Here is a 15,890-nt window from a genome sequence, read left to right as displayed (position 1 = left end):
AAGATTCATCGCCCAAACCCCCGCGAGTGGCGCAAAGATGCCGGGCTGGAGGGCTCAGAATGGGCCATTTTGCGCCACTCGCGGGGCGTCACTCCTGCTCCTTGTTCTTGGCCGCCATCGACTTGGCGTCGAGGCCGCCGAGGGCGTTCTCGGAGGTCTCGGCGTTGTGGGCGTGCGCGAAGTGGTGCAACCCGAAGACCGAGTCCATGCCTGCCCGCATGCCCTGCAGGTCCTCGGCCTGGTTGACCGCCTTCTTGGTCAGGGCGAGGCCGAAGCGCGGCATCTGCGCGATCCGGCCGGCCAGCGCCAGCACCGTGGGCTCCAGCTCCTCGACCGGTACGACCTGGTTGACCATGCCCAGCGCCAGCGCGCGGTCGGCGGTGAACCGGTCGCCGGAGTAGAGGAACTCCTTGGCCGCCCGCGGGTTCATGACCCACGGGTGCGCGAAGTACTCGACCCCGGGGATGCCCATGCGCACGACCGGGTCGGAGAAGAACGCGTCGTCCGACGCGATGATGAAGTCACACGCCCACGCGAGCATCAGCCCGCCGGCGATGCAGGCGCCGTGCACCATCGCGATGACCGGCTTGGGCACCTCGCGCCAGCGGCGGCACATGCCGAGGTAGACCTCCGACTCGCGGGCGAGCCGCTGGTCGCCGCCCTCCTTGTCGGTGTGGTCCCACCAGATCACGGCCTTGCGCTCGAAGGTCTTGTCGACGTCGCGGCCCGGCGTGCCGATGTCGTGGCCGGCGCAGAAGTGCTTGCCGTTGCCGGCCAGCACGATGACCTTGACCGCGTCGTCGTCGGTGGCGCGCTGGAAGGCGGCGTCCAGCGCGTACGTCATGGCGGAGTTCTGGGCGTTGCGGTACTCCGGGCGGTTCAGCGTGATGCGGGCGACCTGGTCGACGACCTCGTATGTGACTACGTCTGCATCGGTCACGATGTGCTCCTCAGCTCGGTTTTCAAGACTTTTCCGCCCAGGTTGCGGGGAAGGGCGTCGACGAAGACGACCTCGCGTGGCACCTTGAAGTTGGCGAGCCGCTCCCGGGCGTACGCGACGACTGCCTCCGCGTCGGGGCCGCCCTCACGACGTACGACGAACGCCTTGCCGACCTCGCCCAGCCGTGCGTCCGGCACACCGATCACCGCGACGTCGACCACGCCGTCGAGCCGGGCGAGCGCCTGCTCGACCTCGGCCGGATAGACGTTGAATCCGCCGCAGATGTACATGTCCTTGAGCCGGTCGGTGATGCGCAGGTAGCCGTTGTCGTCGAGGACCCCGACGTCGCCGGTGTGCAGCCAGCCGTCGCCGTCGATGGCCTCGGCCGTGGCCGCGGCATCGTCGAGGTAGCCGAGCATGACCTGCGAACCGCGGAGCAGCAGCTCGCCCTCGCGGCCCGCCGGCAGGTGCTCCCCGGTCTCGGGGTCGGCGATGGCGGTCTCCATGCCGTCGATGGCCCGGCCGCAGGTCGTGGCGACGGTCTCGTCGCTGTCGCCGCGGCGGCACATCGTCGCGACGACGCACTCGGTCATGCCGAACGCCGTGATGACCAGGTCGAAGCTCAGCTCGCGCTGCAGCCGCTCCACCAGGGTGACCGGTACGTTCGCGGCGCCCGTGTTCGCGAAGCGCAGGGATGACGTGTCGGTGCCGGGGAAGGCCGGCGACTCGAGCAGGCCGAGGAAGATCGCGGGCGCGCCGGGCACCATCGTGATCCGCTCCGCCTCGATCAGCTCGAGCGCGGCTTCGGCGTCGAACGTCGCCATCGGGAAGAGCGCGCATCCGTGGACAAGCCCGACGAGCACGCCGACCTTGTAGCCGTACGAGTGGAAGAACGGGCTGATCACGAGGTAGCGGTCGGCGCTGGTGACCTCGCCGACGGCGCTCCACGCCTCCGCGGCGGCGACGGACTGGCGATGCGCGCTGAGCACTCCCTTGGGGCGACCACTGGTGCCGGAGGTGAACAGGATGTCGGCGATGTCGTCGGGGGTGACGGCGTACGCCGCGGCCTCGACCGCGGCCAGGTCGGCCGCTCGGGTCCCGGCGCGTAGGCCGGCGAGGTCCGCGAGGTCGAGGATCGGTGCCGCGGGGGAGAGCTCGCGCAGGTCGGCGATCTGGGTACGGCCGAGGAAGCCGTCCGCGATGACCACCAACGTCGCGTGGGTGCGGTCGACGATGTCCGCGACCTCATGTGCCGTGTAGCGCGAGTTGGCCGGCACCAGCGTGCCGCCGGCGTACGTCACGGCCAGTCCGGCCACGACCCAGTCGATGCTGTTGGGCGCCCAGAGGACCACGCGCCCGCCGGGCTGGAGGCCCTGCTGGTGGTAGGCGGCAGCGGTGAGACGGACCAGGTCGTGCAGCTCGGCGAACGTCAGGGTCCGGCCGTCCATCGAATAGGCCAGAGCGTCGCCGAACTCCTGGGCGGCGCGGCGCACGAGTCCCGGGACGGTGTCGTTCACGGATCCTCCTTCCGACTCCGAGTCGGTTGACTGTCGATACCCAAGCAAGTGCTTGGTAGGCTACCTCATATGAACCCCGACGACGATGCCTTCCGCGAGCAGGTCCGTGCCTGGCTCGCCGAGCATCTCTCGGGCACGTGGGCACCCCTGGTCGGCAGTGGCGGGCCGGGGCGGCACCATGAGGCATACGAGGAACGGCGGGCCTGGAACCGCCACCTCGCCGAGCACGGCTGGACCTGCCTCGGCTGGCCCGAGGAGCACGGTGGCCGGGCGCTCAGCCTGGCCCAGCAGGCGATCTTCCACGAGGAGTACGCCCGAGCGGGCGCGCCGGAGACGGTCAACCACCTCGGCGAGCAGCTGCTCGGACCGACGCTGATCGAGCTCGGCACCGAGGAGCAGAAGGCCCGGTTCCTGCCCAGGATCCGGGCGGTCGACGAGCTCTGGTGCCAGGGCTACTCCGAGCCGGGCGCCGGCTCCGACCTCGCCGCCGTGAGCACCCGGGCCGTGCTCGACGAGGCTGCAGGCGAGTGGGTCGTCGACGGCCAGAAGGTGTGGACCTCGCTGGCCCACGAGGCCGACTGGATCTTCGTCATCGCCCGCACGGAGCCCGGGTCGTCGCGCCACCACGGGCTGTCGTTCCTGCTGATGCCGCTGGACCAGGACGGCATCGAGATCCGGCCGATCGAGCAGATCACGGGTGGCTCGGAGTTCAACGAGGTCTTCTTCACGGGTGCCCGGACTGCCGCCGGCATGATCGTGGGCCAACCCGGCGACGGCTGGCAGGTGGCGATGGCCCTGCTGGGCTTCGAGCGCGGCGTCTCGGTGCTCGGCCAACAGGTCGGCTTCGAGCGCGAGCTCAACGACCTGATCGACCTGGCCCGCGCCAACGGCGCCCTCGACGACCCGGTCCTCCGCGACCGGCTCGCAGCGCAGAGCGCGGAGTTCGAGGTCATGCGGGTCAATGCCGTTCGCTCCCTGACCGAGGCCACCCCCGGAGCGGACAACATCGCGAAGCTCGTCTGGGCCGGCTGGCACCGACGGCTCGGCGAGCTCGCCATGGAGGTCGCCGGCGCCAGCTCGCTGACGGCGGACGGCGAGGCGTACGACCTGGACCGGTGGCAGCGACTCTTCCTCTTCTCCCGCGCCGACACGTTGTACGGCGGCAGCGACGAGATCCAGCGCAACATCCTCGCCGAGCGAGTCCTCGGCCTTCCCAAGGAGGTCCGCGGATGACTGCGACCAGACCGGAACAGCCGACGCCCGAGTACGTACCGGGTCATGGCCTGCTCGCCGACAAGGTCGTGGTGGTGACCGCTGCCGCCGGCGCCGGCATCGGCGCTGCCGTCGCGCGCCGGGCCCTCGAGGAGGCCGCCGGCGTGGTGATCATCAGCGACACCCACGAGCGCCGGCTCGCGGAGGCGCGGGAGTCGCTCGCGGAGGAGTTCGGCGAGGAGCGGGTGCGAGCTCTGGCAGTCGACGTGACCGACGAGGCCCAGGTGCAGGCGCTGCTCGACATCGCCGACGAGCACGGCGGCGTCGACGTCATGGTCAACAACGCCGGGCTCGGCGGCACGGCCGATGTGCTGGAGATGACCGACGACGAGTGGTCGCGGGTCCTGGACATCACGCTGACCGGCACGTTCCGGTGCGTACGCGCTGCGGGCAACCGCATGCGCGCTGCAGGCAAGCGCGGCGTGATCGTCAACAACGCCTCGGTGATCGGCTGGCGGGCGCAGGAAGGGCAGGCGCACTACGCCGCCGCGAAGGCCGGTGTCATGGCCCTGACCCGTTGTGCCGCGCTCGACGTCGCGCCGTACGGTATCCGGGTGAACGCGGTCGCACCGTCGCTGGCGATGCACCCGTTCCTGGCCAAGGTCACCAGCGACGACCTGCTGGCCGAGCTCAAGCAGCGTGAGGCGTTCGGCCGCGCCGCCGAACCGTGGGAAGTGGCCAATGTGATGGTGTTCCTGGCGTCGGACTACTCGTCGTACCTGACCGGCGAGGTCATCTCCGTGTCGAGTCAGAGGGCGTGACATGACGGCAACCCAGACCCGCCGCGACGAGCTGCTGCAGATCGCGGCGGAGCTGTTCGCGACCAAGGGCTTCAAGAACACCACGGTCCGCGACATCGCCGACGCCGCCGGCATCCTGAGCGGCTCGCTCTATCACCACTTCGACTCCAAGGAGTCGATGATCGACGAGATCCTGTCGTCGTTCCAGGAGGAGCTGTTCGGCGCGTACGCGGGCATCCTCGCCGGGTCGGACGACCCGCGGGCCAAGCTGGAGGCGGCCGTCCGGGTGTCGTTCGAGGCGATCGACCACCACCGCAACGAGGTGGCGATCTTCCAGAACGAGGCGGACTACCTGGGTACGTTCGACCGGTTCTCGTACCTCGAGGAGCGGAACCAGCAGTCGCGCGACGTCTGGCTGACGCTGCTGCGCGAAGGTGTCAGCTCCGGCGCCCTGCGCAAGGACCTCGATGTCGAGCTGGTCTATCGCTTCATCCGCGACACCGTGTGGGTCGCCGTGCGCTGGTACCGGCCCGGCGGCAAGCTCAGCCACCACGACGTGGCCGACCAGTACCTCACCATCCTCCTCGACGGGATCACCGCATGAGCGAGCGCAGCGAGCGAATCATCAAGGCAGGGATCATGACGTTGTCTCCGTATCGTGGGTTTCTGACGGAGGCGACGGCATGAGCATTCCCACCGCGTACATCGTCGACGCCGTACGGACCCCGGTCGGCAGGCGCGGCGGCTCGCTCGCCGGCATGCACTCCGCCGACCTGGGCGGTCACGTGCTGCGAGCGCTGATGGACCGCACCGGCATCGACCCGGGTGCCGTCGACGACGTCATCATGGGGTGCTGCGACACGATCGGTTCCCAGGCCGGAGACGTCGCCCGTACGGCCTGGTTGGTCGCGGGACTGCCCGATCACGTGCCCGGTGTGACGATCGACCGGCAGTGCGGCTCGTCCCAGCAGGCGGTGCACTTCGCGGCCCAGGGTGTGATGTCCGGGACCCAGGACCTGGTCGTCGCCGGCGGCCTGCAGAACATGAGTGCGATCCCGATCTCGGCGGCGATGCTGGTCGCCGACCAGTACGGCTTCAGCACGCCGTTCGCCGAGTCGCCCGGCTGGCTGGCGCGCTACGGCGACCAGGAGGTCAGCCAGTTCCGCTCCGCCGAGATGATCGCCGACAAGTGGGCCATCAGCCGCGAGCAGATGGAGGAGTTCGCGCTGGCCTCGCACGAGCGTGCACGCGCGGCGATCGCCGGCGGCAGGTTCGCCGCCGAGGTGGCGCCGGTGGGCGACTTCACGATCGACGAGTGCCCGCGGGAGACGTCGCTCGAGAAGATGGCCGCGCTGCAACCACTGGCGCCCGGCGGCCGGATCACCGCCGCCGTCGCGTCACAGATCAGCGACGCAGCGAGCGCCATGCTCATCGCGTCGGAGCAGGCGCTGCAGGATCACCAGCTCAGCCCGCGTGCCCGGGTGCATCACCTCTCCGTACGCGCCGACGACCCGATCTGGATGCTGACCGGCCCGATCGGCGCGACCCGGCACGCCCTGGCGAAGGCCGGCATGACTGTGTCCGACATCGACCTGTTCGAGTGCAACGAGGCATTCGCCTCGGTCGTGCTGGCCTGGATGCAGGAGCTCGACGTGCCGCACGAGCGGGTCAACGTCAACGGCGGCGGCATCGCCCTGGGGCACCCGATCGGCGCCACCGGCACCCGCCTGATGACGACACTGCTCAGCGAGCTGGAGCGCACCGGCGGCCGCTACGGCCTGCAGGTCATGTGCGAGGGCGGCGGCCAGGCCAACGTCACGATCATCGAGAGGCTCTGAGATGGCAGTCAACGGCAGCACCGAGTTCGATGTCGCAGCAACACCCGAGCAGGTCATGGACGCCGTCGCGGCGATCGAAGACCTCCCGAAGCGTTCGAGTGCGCACAAGTCCGCAACCGTCGAGTCACGTCACCCCGACGGTCGGCCCAAGCGCGTACGCGCCAAGGTCGCGGCCGCCGGGTTCACCGACGAAGAGGTCACCGACTACACCTGGGACGAGCCGCGCTCCGTGACGTGGACGCTGGCCGAGAGCTCGATCCAGTCGATGCAGGTCGCGACCTACACGCTGACGCCGACCGACAGCGGCACGCACGTCCGGCTCGATCTCGAGATCGGCGTGAAGGTCCCGATGCCGGGCTTCGTGCTCAAACGGGTGCTCAAGAGCGCGCTCGACACCGGGAGCAAGAGCTTCAAGGCGTACGTCGAGGGTCGCTGACGTTCCACGCGGCCGGCCAGTCCCGGGCACGCAATGACGCATCCGTGCCGCCGTCGGCGAACAGCACCGAGCCGTGGAGCAGGCTCGCGGCCGGGCTCAGCATGAAGGCAATCACCGCAGCGACCTCCTCGGGCTGACCTGCATGTCCGCGCGGCACGGGGAACGCGTCGATCAGCTGACCGATCAGGGGGTCGACGCGCTGCCCGGCGGTCATGGGTGTCTCGATCAGGCCAGGCGCAATCGCGTTGAGCCGGATCCCGTCGCCGGCCCAGTCGGCGGCATGCTCGCGGATCCACCACGCGACCGCAGTCTTCGACGCCGGGTAGGCGTACAGCGAGGTCTGCTGGTCGGCGAGCGCCACGGCCGCGGCCTCGTCACCGGCAAGGCAGGCTTCGGCGTACTCGACCGGCCAGTCCGGCTGGCACGTGCTGGAGTTCGAGGAGAGGGCGACGACCGCCGACGAGCCAGCGGCCGCCAGCACGCCGCGCAGCCCGGCGATCAGCTCGACGGTGCCGAAGTAGTTGATCGAGATGAGCCGGCCGCCCGGCTCGATCGAGCTGGGGCCGATGCCGGCCGCGGTGACGAGCCCGTCCAGCGCGCCGTCGCAGGTTTCCGTCACACCGGCGATCGCAGCCGTACGGCCCTCGACGGTTCCGAGGTCGGCAGTGATGTCCGAATCCGTGAGGTCGATGCCGATGACCCGATATCCTTCACGAGTCAGCAGGCGGACTGTCGCCGCGCCGATGCCCGACGCCGAGCCGGTGACGGCAAAGACTCCCATGGGGGCTCCTCAGGCGACGTCTGGGCGAAGTGGTTGCGGTGGGGGCGTGCGACTGCAAAACTAGAACGTGTTTCACTTTAGCGTAGAGGCCGCCACATGACCCAGACGTACGTGCTGACCGACCTGGACAAGCTCGAGGCCGAGGCCGTGCACATCTTCCGCGAGGTCGCGGCGACGATCGAGCGACCGGCGCTGCTGTTCTCCGGCGGCAAGGACTCGGTCGTGATGTTGCACCTGGCGGCGAAGGCCTTCTGGCCGGCGCCCGTGCCGTTCCCGGTCATGCACATCGACACGGGGCAGAACTTCGACGAGGTCATCGAGTTCCGCGACCGTACGGTCGAGCGCTTCGGGCTGCGGCTCATCGTGGCCAGCGTCCAGGACGACATCGATGCCGGTCGCGTCGCCGAGATCGGCGGTCCGCTCGGGCCGCGCAACAAGCTCCAGACCGTGTCGCTGTTGCGCGGCATCAAGGAGAACCAGTTCGGCGCGGTGTTCGGTGGCGCGCGTCGCGATGAGGAGAAGGCCCGCGCGAAGGAGCGCGTCTTCAGCTTCCGCGACGAGTTCGGGCAGTGGGACCCCAAGAACCAGCGTCCGGAGCTGTGGAGCCTCTACAACGGCCGGCACCGCAAGGGCGAGAACATCCGGGTGTTCCCGATCTCGAACTGGACCGAGCTCGACGTCTGGAACTACATCCTCCGGGAGGAGATCGACCTCCCGGACCTCTACTACGCGCACGACCGCACGGTCGTCGAGCGCGACGGGATGCTGCTCGCGGTCAACCGGTTCATCCAGCCGCAAGGCGACGAGGAGCCGCTCGAGGCGACGGTGCGGTTCCGCACGATCGGTGATGCAACCTGCACCGGCTGCGTCGAGTCGAACGCCACGACACCCGAGGCGGTCGTCGCCGAGGTCGCGGGCGCTCGCATCACCGAGCGAGGTGCGACGCGTGCTGATGACGCGATTTCCGAAGCCGGCATGGAAGACCGCAAGAAGGAGGGCTACTTCTGATGTCGCAGCTGCTGCGTATCGCCACCGCCGGAAGCGTCGACGACGGGAAGTCCACCCTCATCGGCCGGCTGCTGTTCGACGGCAAGGCGATCTTCGAGGACCAGCTCGGCGCCATCGAGTCCGCGAGTGCCGCGCGCGGGCACGAGGGCCCCGATCTCGCGCTGTTCACCGACGGCCTGCGCGCCGAGCGGGAGCAGGGCATCACGATCGACGTGGCCTACCGCTACTTCGCGACCCCGAAGCGCAAGTTCATCATCGCCGACACCCCGGGCCACATTCAGTACACGCGCAACATGGTCACCGGCGCCTCGACGGCCGACGTCGCGCTGATCCTGATCGACGCCCGCAACGGTGTCCTCGAGCAGTCGCGTCGCCACGCGTTCCTCGCGACCCTGCTGGGCATCCCCCACCTCGTCCTGTGCGTCAACAAGATGGATCTCGTCGGCTACTCGCAGGAGCGGTTCAACGAGATCCGCACGGAGTTCGAGGCGTTCGCGTCCAAGCTCGAGGTGCCTGACCTGACCTTCATCCCGGTCTCGGCGCTCACCGGCGACAACGTGGTGACGCCGAGCGCCGCGATGCCCTGGTACGAAGGACCGGCCCTGCTCGGCCACCTCGAAGAGCTGCACGTGGCGTCGGACCGCAACCTGATCGACGCCCGCATGCCGGTGCAGTACGTCATACGTCCGCAGCAGGCCGACTTCCACGACTTCCGCGGGTATGCCGGCACGGTCGCCGGTGGCGTCTTCCGGCCGGGCGACGAGGTCGTCGTGCTGCCGTCAGGATTCTCGACGATGGTCGCCAACGTCTGGGGCCCCGGAGGGACGAAGCTGGACGAGGCGTTCATGGGCCAGGCCGTGACGATCGAGCTGGCCGACAACCTCGACATCAGCCGCGGCGACATGCTGTGCCGGCCCAACAACCGGCCGACCAGCACGCAGGACGTCGACGCGATGATCAGCTGGATGGACAGCGACCTGACGCTGTCGACCGACACGACGTACACGATGCTGCACACCACGCGCGACACGCGGGTGTCGGTCAAGGAGCTCGAGTACCGCCTCGACATCAACACGCTGCACCGGGTCGAGGACGCGGACTCTCTCGCGCTCAACGAGATCGGCCGGGTGCGGCTGCGTACGCAGAAGCCGCTGCACTTCGATCCCTATCGCCGCAACCGGGACACCGGCAGCTTCATCCTGATCGACGAGGCCACCAACAACACCGTCGCTGCCGGCATGATCCTCGGCGCCAGCCAGCACGAGCCCAACATCGTCTGGCACAGCGGTGCGGTGACCCGTGAGCACCGCAGGACCACGGGCATGACGCTGTGGTTGACGGGCCTGTCCGGCTCGGGCAAGTCGAGCGTTGCCGTCGAGGTCGAGCGCCGCCTGGTCGCGTCCGGCCAGCCGGCATACATCCTCGACGGCGACAACCTGCGGCACGGACTCAACGCGGACCTCGGGTTCAGCCCCGAGGACCGGGCCGAGAACGTACGCCGGGTGACCGAGGTGGCCAGGCTCATCGCGGATGCCGGCGTCATCGCGATCGTGTCGCTGGTCAGCCCGTATCGCGCGGATCGCGATGCGGCCCGCGCGGCGCACGAGGCCGACGGGCTGCCGTTCCTCGAGATCTTCATGGACACGCCGCTCGAGGTGGCCGAGGCGCGCGACACCAAGGGTCTGTACGCCAAGGCGCGCGCGGGCGAGATCCTGGATTTCACCGGCATCAACGCGCCATATGAGGCACCGTTGCGACCAGACCTGCTGCTGCGGCCGAGTGATGGAGACGTCGGTACGCTCGCGGGACTCGTCATCGAGTGCATCGAGCAGAGGATATGAATGTGAACGAGCGGGATTCGGCACTGGCGGCGGAGCTGGCGGAGCGGGCGGGAGCGCTGCTGCTCGACCTGCAGAGCACCTCCGGATTGACCGGCAAGGACCTCGGCAAGGCCGGCGACGCGAAGGCGAATGAGCTGCTCCTCAGGCTCCTTGCCGAGCGACGCCCGGATGACGCGGTGCTGTCGGAGGAGTCGGCCGACTCGCCCGAGCGCCTCTCCGCCGACCGGGTCTGGATCATCGACCCGCTCGACGGGACGCGCGAGTACGGGATGACGGGTCGCAGCGACTGGGCCGTCCACGTCGCGCTGTGGGAGCGCGGCGCGCCCGGTTCGGCGATCACGGCCGCGGCGGTGGCGCAGCCCGCGCTGTCGATGGTCTACTCGACCGGCAACGCGGCGCCCGTGCGCGGCCCGCACTCAGACCCGATCTTCCTGGTCAGCGACAGCCGGCCTCCGACCTTCGCCGCCACGGTGGCCGAAGCGCTCGGCGCGGACCTGCGACCGATGGGGTCGGCCGGGGCCAAGGCCATGGCCGTGCTGCGCGGTGACGCCGACGCATACCTGCACGCGGGTGGTCAGTGGGAGTGGGACTCGGCGGCTCCGGTCGGCGTGGCTCTCGCCGCCGGCCTGCACGCGTCACGTGTCGACGGCTCGCCACTGACCTACAACGCGGCACACCCGTACCTGCCGGACCTGGTCATCTGCCGCGCCGATCTGGCCGAGAAGATCGTCATGGAGATCGCGGCAGCGGGTTAGAACCCTCGGCACCATGCGTGAGCGGTGACTTGGCGTCCACTTGAGCGAGCGTCTTGGACGCTGGCTCACCGCCCCTGGGTTGGGCGCGCTAGGTGAGGTAGTCGCCGGCACGCTTCAGCGCCGCTGCGGCCTCGATGACGACCCGGTCGATCAGCTCCTCGCAGGTCGGCAGGTCGTCGATGACGCCGACCACCTGGCCGGAGGCAAGGACGCCCGCAGTGGCGTCCCCGTCGACGAGCCCGGCCTTGAGCATCATCGGGGTGTTCGCGGCGAGGGCGAGCTGGCCGAGGGTGCGCCCTTGCTCCTTGCGCATCGCCCGACCGTCGACGGCGAGCTGCTTCCAGGTCATGCCGGCCATGCGCTTGAACTCGAGGGTGCGCCGGGCCGTCGGCACGAGGCGTCGTATGCCTGAGCCGCCCTCGACCTGCTCGACGAGGTCGGTGCGAAGCATGCGGTGCGGCATGCCGTCGACCTTCTTGGTCACGACGGTGTCGTCCAGGCCGGCAGCCAGGTAGCGCTGCTTGACGGTGTCCGGCACGCGGCTGTCCGCCGTCAGCAGGAACCGGGTGCCCATGCCGACGCCGGCAGCTCCGTACGACAGGGCGGCGGCCAGCCCGCGTCCGTCGAAGAAGCCACCCGCGGCGATCACCGGGATGTCGACGGCGTCGAGCACGGTGGGCAGCAGCAGCGTCGTCGGCACCGAGCCCGTATGACCGCCGCCCTCGCCGCCCTGGATCATCACCGCATCGGCACCCCAGGACGCGACCTTCACGGCATGCTTGGGCAGGCCGACGCTGGGGATGACCACGATGTCGTGCTCCTTGAGGCGCGCGATCAGCTCGGGCTTGGGGGCCAGCGCGAACGAGGCGACCTTGACGCCGTACGAGATCAGCAGCTCGCACCTCGCCGGTGCATCGGCGGCGTCGGCGCGCAGGTTGACGCCGAACGGTGCATCGGTGCGCTCCTTGACCTCGATGATCGCCTGCTCGAGCTCGGGCAACGTCATGGTGGCCGAGGCGAGGATGCCGAGGCCGCCGGCGTTCGCGGTGCCGCTGACCAGGCTCGGGCCGGCGACCCAGCCCATGCCGGTCTGGACGACGGGATGACGTACGCCGGTCAGCTCGGTGAGCGGGGTCGACAGCAGCTGGTCGATCACTGGGTCGGCACTTCCCGCTCGCGGAGGTTCTTCGGGTCGAGCAGCTCACGGATCAGGACCAGCTCCGCATCGGTGGGCGTACGCGTCTCGGGCACGTCGCCGTCGGCGTGGATCTCGCAGCCGCTCGCCTCGCGTACGTCGTCGACGGTCACGCCGGGGTGGACCGAGACGAGACGCAGGGTGTGGCCGGGTCCGCCGAAGTCGAAGACCCCGAGGTTCGTGACCAGCCGGTGCACGTCGTGGAACCGCGTCGCAGCAGGTCCCGCAGCCTCGGCCCTGGCACGGCCGACGCCCGAGACGACGTCGACCTGCTCCACCACGACGCGCGGGGAGTGCTTCGGCACCCAGTAGGACGTCCTGTTGTTGACCGTGTTGCCCGGTGCTCCGCGTACGCCGAGGAGCTGCCGGGTGGGCTGGTCCCACGGGCCGATCGCGGAGATGTTCTGGTTGCCGTGCCGGTCGATCTGGGTGGCGCCCATCATCACGTGGCGCTTGCCGTAGGGGACCACGGACTCCAGCACGAGCCGGAACGGCATCCAGCCCTCGGTGACGTCGGCGGTCTGCCCCAGCGGCGGCGTGCCCCGCAGGATCCGGGCCTCGCCGTCGGTCAGCATCAGTCGGGGGTTCGTGGTGTTCTTGGCCAGCCGGGCGCCCAGCGTGGGGAGCAGGCCCATGGGGCTGCCCATGATCTCGCCGTCCTCGGCGAAGCAGTCCGCGATCGCGACGGCGCAGTACTCGGATCGGGTCACGTCGGTCATGCCGAGACCTCCTCACGGAACGCAGTGACGGCGGCTTGATAGGCCGCCTCGTCGCCGGACAGGAACCGTTCGGCGAACGCGGTCCAGTCCTCCGGGGTCTTGGCGGCCGTGGCGTACGCCTTCTGGAACTTCTCGTCGCGCTCGTACGCCGGGGTGCAGGTCGTGAAGTGGGCGCCGTTCGGTGTCTCGACGACGCCGGCGACCATCGTGCGGTTGAGCAGCAGGCTCTGCAGCGGAGCGTCGACGGTCAGCCCGGCGGAGTCGATGATCTGCTCCGTCGAGACGTACGCCTCGCGCGCCGCCATGCAGAACAGGTCGTCGAAGTACGGGTCAGGTCCGAGGTACTGCGCGTTGCCGTATTGGTCGGCACGGTTCATGTGCACCAGCGCCACGTCGAGGGTCAGCGCGGGTACGGCGACCAGCTCCTCACGGTCGTCGTACGGCGAGGTGACCGTGCGCAGGTCCGGGTCGTTCTCGAGCACGGCGGAGCCGAGGCCCGCGCGCATCGGCAGGAACGGGACACGCTGCGCCGCGGCCCGCAGGCCGGTCTGGAACATGCCCTCGTCCCACTCGCGGAACCTCGCGCTGCCCTCGACGCGAGCCTTGCTGAACAAGGGCTCGAGGGGGATCGAGTCGAGGGTCGCGAACGCGTACGTCACCCGGCTCGCCTTGCCGGCCGCGAGCAGCAGCCCGACGTCCGGGCCGGCGTACGACACGATGTGCAGGTCGGTCAGGTCGCTGCGCAGGATCGCGCGTACGAGCGCCATCGGCTTGCGGCGCGAGCCCCATCCGCCGATGCCGACGGTCATCCCGCTCTCGATGCGGCCGATGACCTCGTCGATCGTCAGCTCCTTGGACGGCGCTCTCATCGACCCGCCTTGTCGGTCCCGGCACTCTGCTGGCTTTTCGCCGTCCCGGCGAAGTCGTCGCGGAGCTCGTCGCTCACGCCCATCAGGTTGAGCTCCATCGTGAATCCTTGCTCGAAGCGATAGCTGGTGTTGACGTCGATCGGGTCGATGCCGTTGAGCGCCTCCTTGGCGGCGCGGATGACCCTGCCGTCCTTGGCCGCGATCTCGGCGGCGAGGCCCATCGCCAGGTCGTCGAGCTTGTCTCGCGGGGCGATCTCGAAGACCGAGCCGTGCTGGACCAGGTCGACGGCCGGAATCGTGCGGGCGGTGAAGTACAGGGTGCGCATCAGGTGCTGCGGGACCAGCCGGGCAAGGTGCGTCGCCGCGCCCAGCGCGCCCTGGTTGACCTCGGGCACGCCGAAGTACGCGTCGTCGCTGGCCACCACGATGTCGGAGTTGCCGACCAGGCCGACGCCGCCGCCGAGGCAGAACCCGTGCACCGCGGCGATCACCGGGACGGCGCACTCGTACACCGCCTTGAACGCGGCGTAGCAACCCTTGTTGGCGCCGATGAGGGCGTCGAAGCCAGTCGTGTTCTGCATCTCTTTGATGTCGACGCCGGCGTTGAACCCCTTGCCCTCGGCGCGGAGCACGACGACCTTGGTGGCCGGGTCAGCGCCGGCCTCGATCATCGCGTCGGCGACGTCGTACCAGCCATGGACCGTCAGCGCGTTGACCGGCGGGTGGTCCATCGTGACGACCCGGATGCCGTCGTCGCGGAGTTCAGAACGTATGGTCATGGCTGCCAACCTAACATTTGCTTGGTAGCCTGTCAGCATGACTCTGTCCTTGGACCTGTCCGGACGCATCGCGTTGGTGACCGGCGGCTCGCGGGGAATCGGGCGCGGGATCGCAGCCGTGCTCGTCGACGCGGGTGCCACCGTGGTCACCTGCGGCCGTTCCGACGCCGCCGATCCGGTCGCGGGCACGGAGCACCTGGTCTGCGACGTACGAGATGCGGATGCCGTCGAGACGCTGATCGCCGGGATCGTCGCGACGCACGGCCGGCTCGACCTGCTCGTCAACAACGCGGGCGGTGCGCCGTACGCCTTGGCGGCTGACTCGAGCGCGCGGCTCGACGACAAGATCCTCGGCCTCAACCTCTCCGCGGTGCTGACCGTCTCGAAGGCGGCCAACGACGTCATGCAGCAGCAGCCCGACGGGGGCGCCATCGTCAACATCTCGTCGGTGTCCGCGCTGCGACCGTCGCCCGGCACCGCCTCGTACGGCGCCGCGAAGGCCGGCGTCGACTCCCTGACCAGGTCGCTGGCCGTCGAGTGGGGCCCACGGGTGCGGATCAACAGCGTCGACGTGGGCCTGTGCCGCACCGAGCAGACCGGCGACCACTACGGCGACGATGCGACGGTCGCCGCGGTCGAGGCCACCATCCCGCTGGGTCGCATGGCCGAGCCGGAGGAGATCGGCCGGGTCGTCGCGTTCCTGGCCTCGGACCTGGCGTCGTACGTCTCCGGAGCCACCCTCGCCTGCCACGGCGGCGGCGAGCCCCCCGTCTTCCTGCACGTCGTCACCAAGGAGAGCCAGTGAGCCACATTCTCGAAGGCCGCATCGCGATCGTGACCGGGGCGGGCCGCGGCATCGGCCGGGCGCATGCGCTCGAGCTCGCGCGGCAGGGCGCGAAGGTCGTGGTCAACGACTTCGGCGTCTCGCTCGCCGGCGAGACCGACACGGAGTCGCCGGCCGACTCGGTCGTGGCCGAGATCAAGGAGCTCGGCGGCGAGGCGGTGGCCAACGGTGCCGACGTCGCCGACTTCGCCCAGGCCGAGGCGATGGTGCAGCAGGCGATCGACACGTTCGGTGGCCTCGACATCCTGGTCAACAACGCCGGCTTCGTCCGCGACCGGATGCTGGTGAACACCTCCGAGGAGGAGTGGGACTCGGTCATCCGGGTGCACCTCAAGGGGCACTTCGCACCGCTGCGG

17 protein-coding genes are annotated in these 15,890 nt (G+C 69.6%); 10 read left to right on the top strand and 7 right to left on the bottom strand.

All coding sequences use genetic code 11. The features are described 5' to 3' along the window. Window positions 1-88: 88 nt before the first annotated feature. On the bottom strand, window positions 89-940 hold the full coding sequence (locus V6M46_RS12875; protein WP_332665711.1) for an enoyl-CoA hydratase: 852 nt from the start codon (window positions 938-940) through the stop codon (window positions 89-91). Further along, on the bottom strand, window positions 937-2,457 hold the full coding sequence (locus V6M46_RS12870) for an AMP-binding protein (protein WP_332665708.1): 1,521 nt from the start codon (window positions 2,455-2,457) through the stop codon (window positions 937-939). The genes V6M46_RS12875 and V6M46_RS12870 overlap by 4 nt, the downstream gene beginning before the upstream one ends. A 69-nt stretch (window positions 2,458-2,526) precedes the next feature. On the opposite strand from V6M46_RS12870, the gene V6M46_RS12865 reads away from it, so the two are divergent. The 5 genes from V6M46_RS12865 to V6M46_RS12845 all read left to right on the top strand — a co-directional run bounded on the left by V6M46_RS12865 (window position 2,527) and on the right by V6M46_RS12845 (window position 6,743). Continuing rightward, window positions 2,527-3,690, top strand: coding sequence for an acyl-CoA dehydrogenase family protein (locus V6M46_RS12865; RefSeq protein ID WP_332665705.1), 1,164 nt, complete (start codon window positions 2,527-2,529; stop codon window positions 3,688-3,690). Further along, window positions 3,687-4,490: an SDR family oxidoreductase gene (locus tag V6M46_RS12860; protein WP_332665702.1), complete on the top strand. Its 804-nt coding sequence runs from the start codon at window positions 3,687-3,689 to the stop codon at window positions 4,488-4,490. Before V6M46_RS12865 ends, V6M46_RS12860 begins: the two co-directional genes overlap by 4 nt. A 1-nt stretch (window position 4,491) precedes the next feature. Beyond that, window positions 4,492-5,073 (top strand): TetR/AcrR family transcriptional regulator, encoded by a 582-nt coding sequence (locus tag V6M46_RS12855; protein ID WP_332665700.1) that lies wholly within the window; start codon window positions 4,492-4,494, stop codon window positions 5,071-5,073. 79 nt (window positions 5,074-5,152) lie between these two features. Beyond that, window positions 5,153-6,307: an acetyl-CoA C-acetyltransferase gene (locus V6M46_RS12850; protein ID WP_442880516.1), complete on the top strand. Its 1,155-nt coding sequence runs from the start codon at window positions 5,153-5,155 to the stop codon at window positions 6,305-6,307. Window position 6,308: 1 nt separating this feature from the next. Next, on the top strand, window positions 6,309-6,743 hold the full coding sequence (locus tag V6M46_RS12845; RefSeq protein ID WP_332665697.1) for an SRPBCC family protein: 435 nt from the start codon (window positions 6,309-6,311) through the stop codon (window positions 6,741-6,743). On the opposite strand, the gene V6M46_RS12840 is transcribed toward V6M46_RS12845, so the two are convergent. Next, entirely contained in the window at window positions 6,718-7,524 is an 807-nt protein-coding gene (locus tag V6M46_RS12840) for an SDR family oxidoreductase (RefSeq protein ID WP_332665694.1), read from the bottom strand. The two genes, V6M46_RS12845 and V6M46_RS12840, sit on opposite strands and share 26 nt — an antisense overlap. A 96-nt stretch (window positions 7,525-7,620) precedes the next feature. On the opposite strand from V6M46_RS12840, the gene cysD reads away from it, so the two are divergent. The 3 genes from cysD to V6M46_RS12825 are packed head-to-tail and all read left to right on the top strand — an operon-like array spanning window position 7,621 to window position 11,128. Further along, window positions 7,621-8,532: a sulfate adenylyltransferase subunit CysD gene (cysD, locus tag V6M46_RS12835; RefSeq protein ID WP_332665692.1), complete on the top strand. Its 912-nt coding sequence runs from the start codon at window positions 7,621-7,623 to the stop codon at window positions 8,530-8,532. After that, window positions 8,532-10,373, top strand: a complete 1,842-nt coding sequence (gene cysC, locus V6M46_RS12830) for an adenylyl-sulfate kinase (protein WP_332665689.1) — start codon at window positions 8,532-8,534, stop codon at window positions 10,371-10,373. Before cysD ends, cysC begins: the two co-directional genes overlap by 1 nt. Before the next feature lie 2 nt (window positions 10,374-10,375). Beyond that, window positions 10,376-11,128, top strand: coding sequence for a 3'(2'),5'-bisphosphate nucleotidase CysQ (locus V6M46_RS12825; RefSeq protein WP_332665687.1), 753 nt, complete (start codon window positions 10,376-10,378; stop codon window positions 11,126-11,128). A gap of 88 nt (window positions 11,129-11,216) precedes the next feature. Here the strand turns inward: V6M46_RS12825 and V6M46_RS12820 are convergent, their stop codons facing one another. From V6M46_RS12820 to V6M46_RS12805, 4 genes are read right to left on the bottom strand one after another with little or no spacing between them, the layout of a single operon-like run. Then, window positions 11,217-12,284, bottom strand: a complete 1,068-nt coding sequence (locus V6M46_RS12820) for an NAD(P)H-dependent flavin oxidoreductase (RefSeq protein ID WP_332665685.1) — start codon at window positions 12,282-12,284, stop codon at window positions 11,217-11,219. Further along, on the bottom strand, window positions 12,281-13,042 hold the full coding sequence (locus V6M46_RS12815) for a CoA-transferase subunit beta (RefSeq protein WP_332665683.1): 762 nt from the start codon (window positions 13,040-13,042) through the stop codon (window positions 12,281-12,283). Before V6M46_RS12815 ends, V6M46_RS12820 begins: the two co-directional genes overlap by 4 nt. After that, window positions 13,039-13,911, bottom strand: a complete 873-nt coding sequence (locus V6M46_RS12810) for a CoA transferase subunit A (RefSeq protein WP_332665681.1) — start codon at window positions 13,909-13,911, stop codon at window positions 13,039-13,041. Before V6M46_RS12810 ends, V6M46_RS12815 begins: the two co-directional genes overlap by 4 nt. Beyond that, window positions 13,908-14,690, bottom strand: a complete 783-nt coding sequence (locus V6M46_RS12805) for an enoyl-CoA hydratase family protein (protein WP_332665678.1) — start codon at window positions 14,688-14,690, stop codon at window positions 13,908-13,910. The genes V6M46_RS12810 and V6M46_RS12805 overlap by 4 nt, the downstream gene beginning before the upstream one ends. A 37-nt stretch (window positions 14,691-14,727) precedes the next feature. Between V6M46_RS12805 and V6M46_RS12800 the strand changes: the two genes are divergently transcribed. Beyond that, window positions 14,728-15,495, top strand: coding sequence for an SDR family oxidoreductase (locus V6M46_RS12800; protein WP_332665676.1), 768 nt, complete (start codon window positions 14,728-14,730; stop codon window positions 15,493-15,495). Further along, a partial coding sequence (locus tag V6M46_RS12795; protein ID WP_332665674.1) for an SDR family NAD(P)-dependent oxidoreductase occupies window positions 15,492-15,890 on the top strand: 399 nt, incomplete at its 3' end. The genes V6M46_RS12800 and V6M46_RS12795, both read left to right, overlap by 4 nt.

Origin of the sequence: Aeromicrobium sp. (assembly GCF_036676885.1) — a bacterium.
Lineage (GTDB): Bacteria > Actinomycetota > Actinomycetes > Propionibacteriales > Nocardioidaceae > Aeromicrobium.
This window is presented reverse-complemented; position numbering and strand designations above follow the sequence as displayed.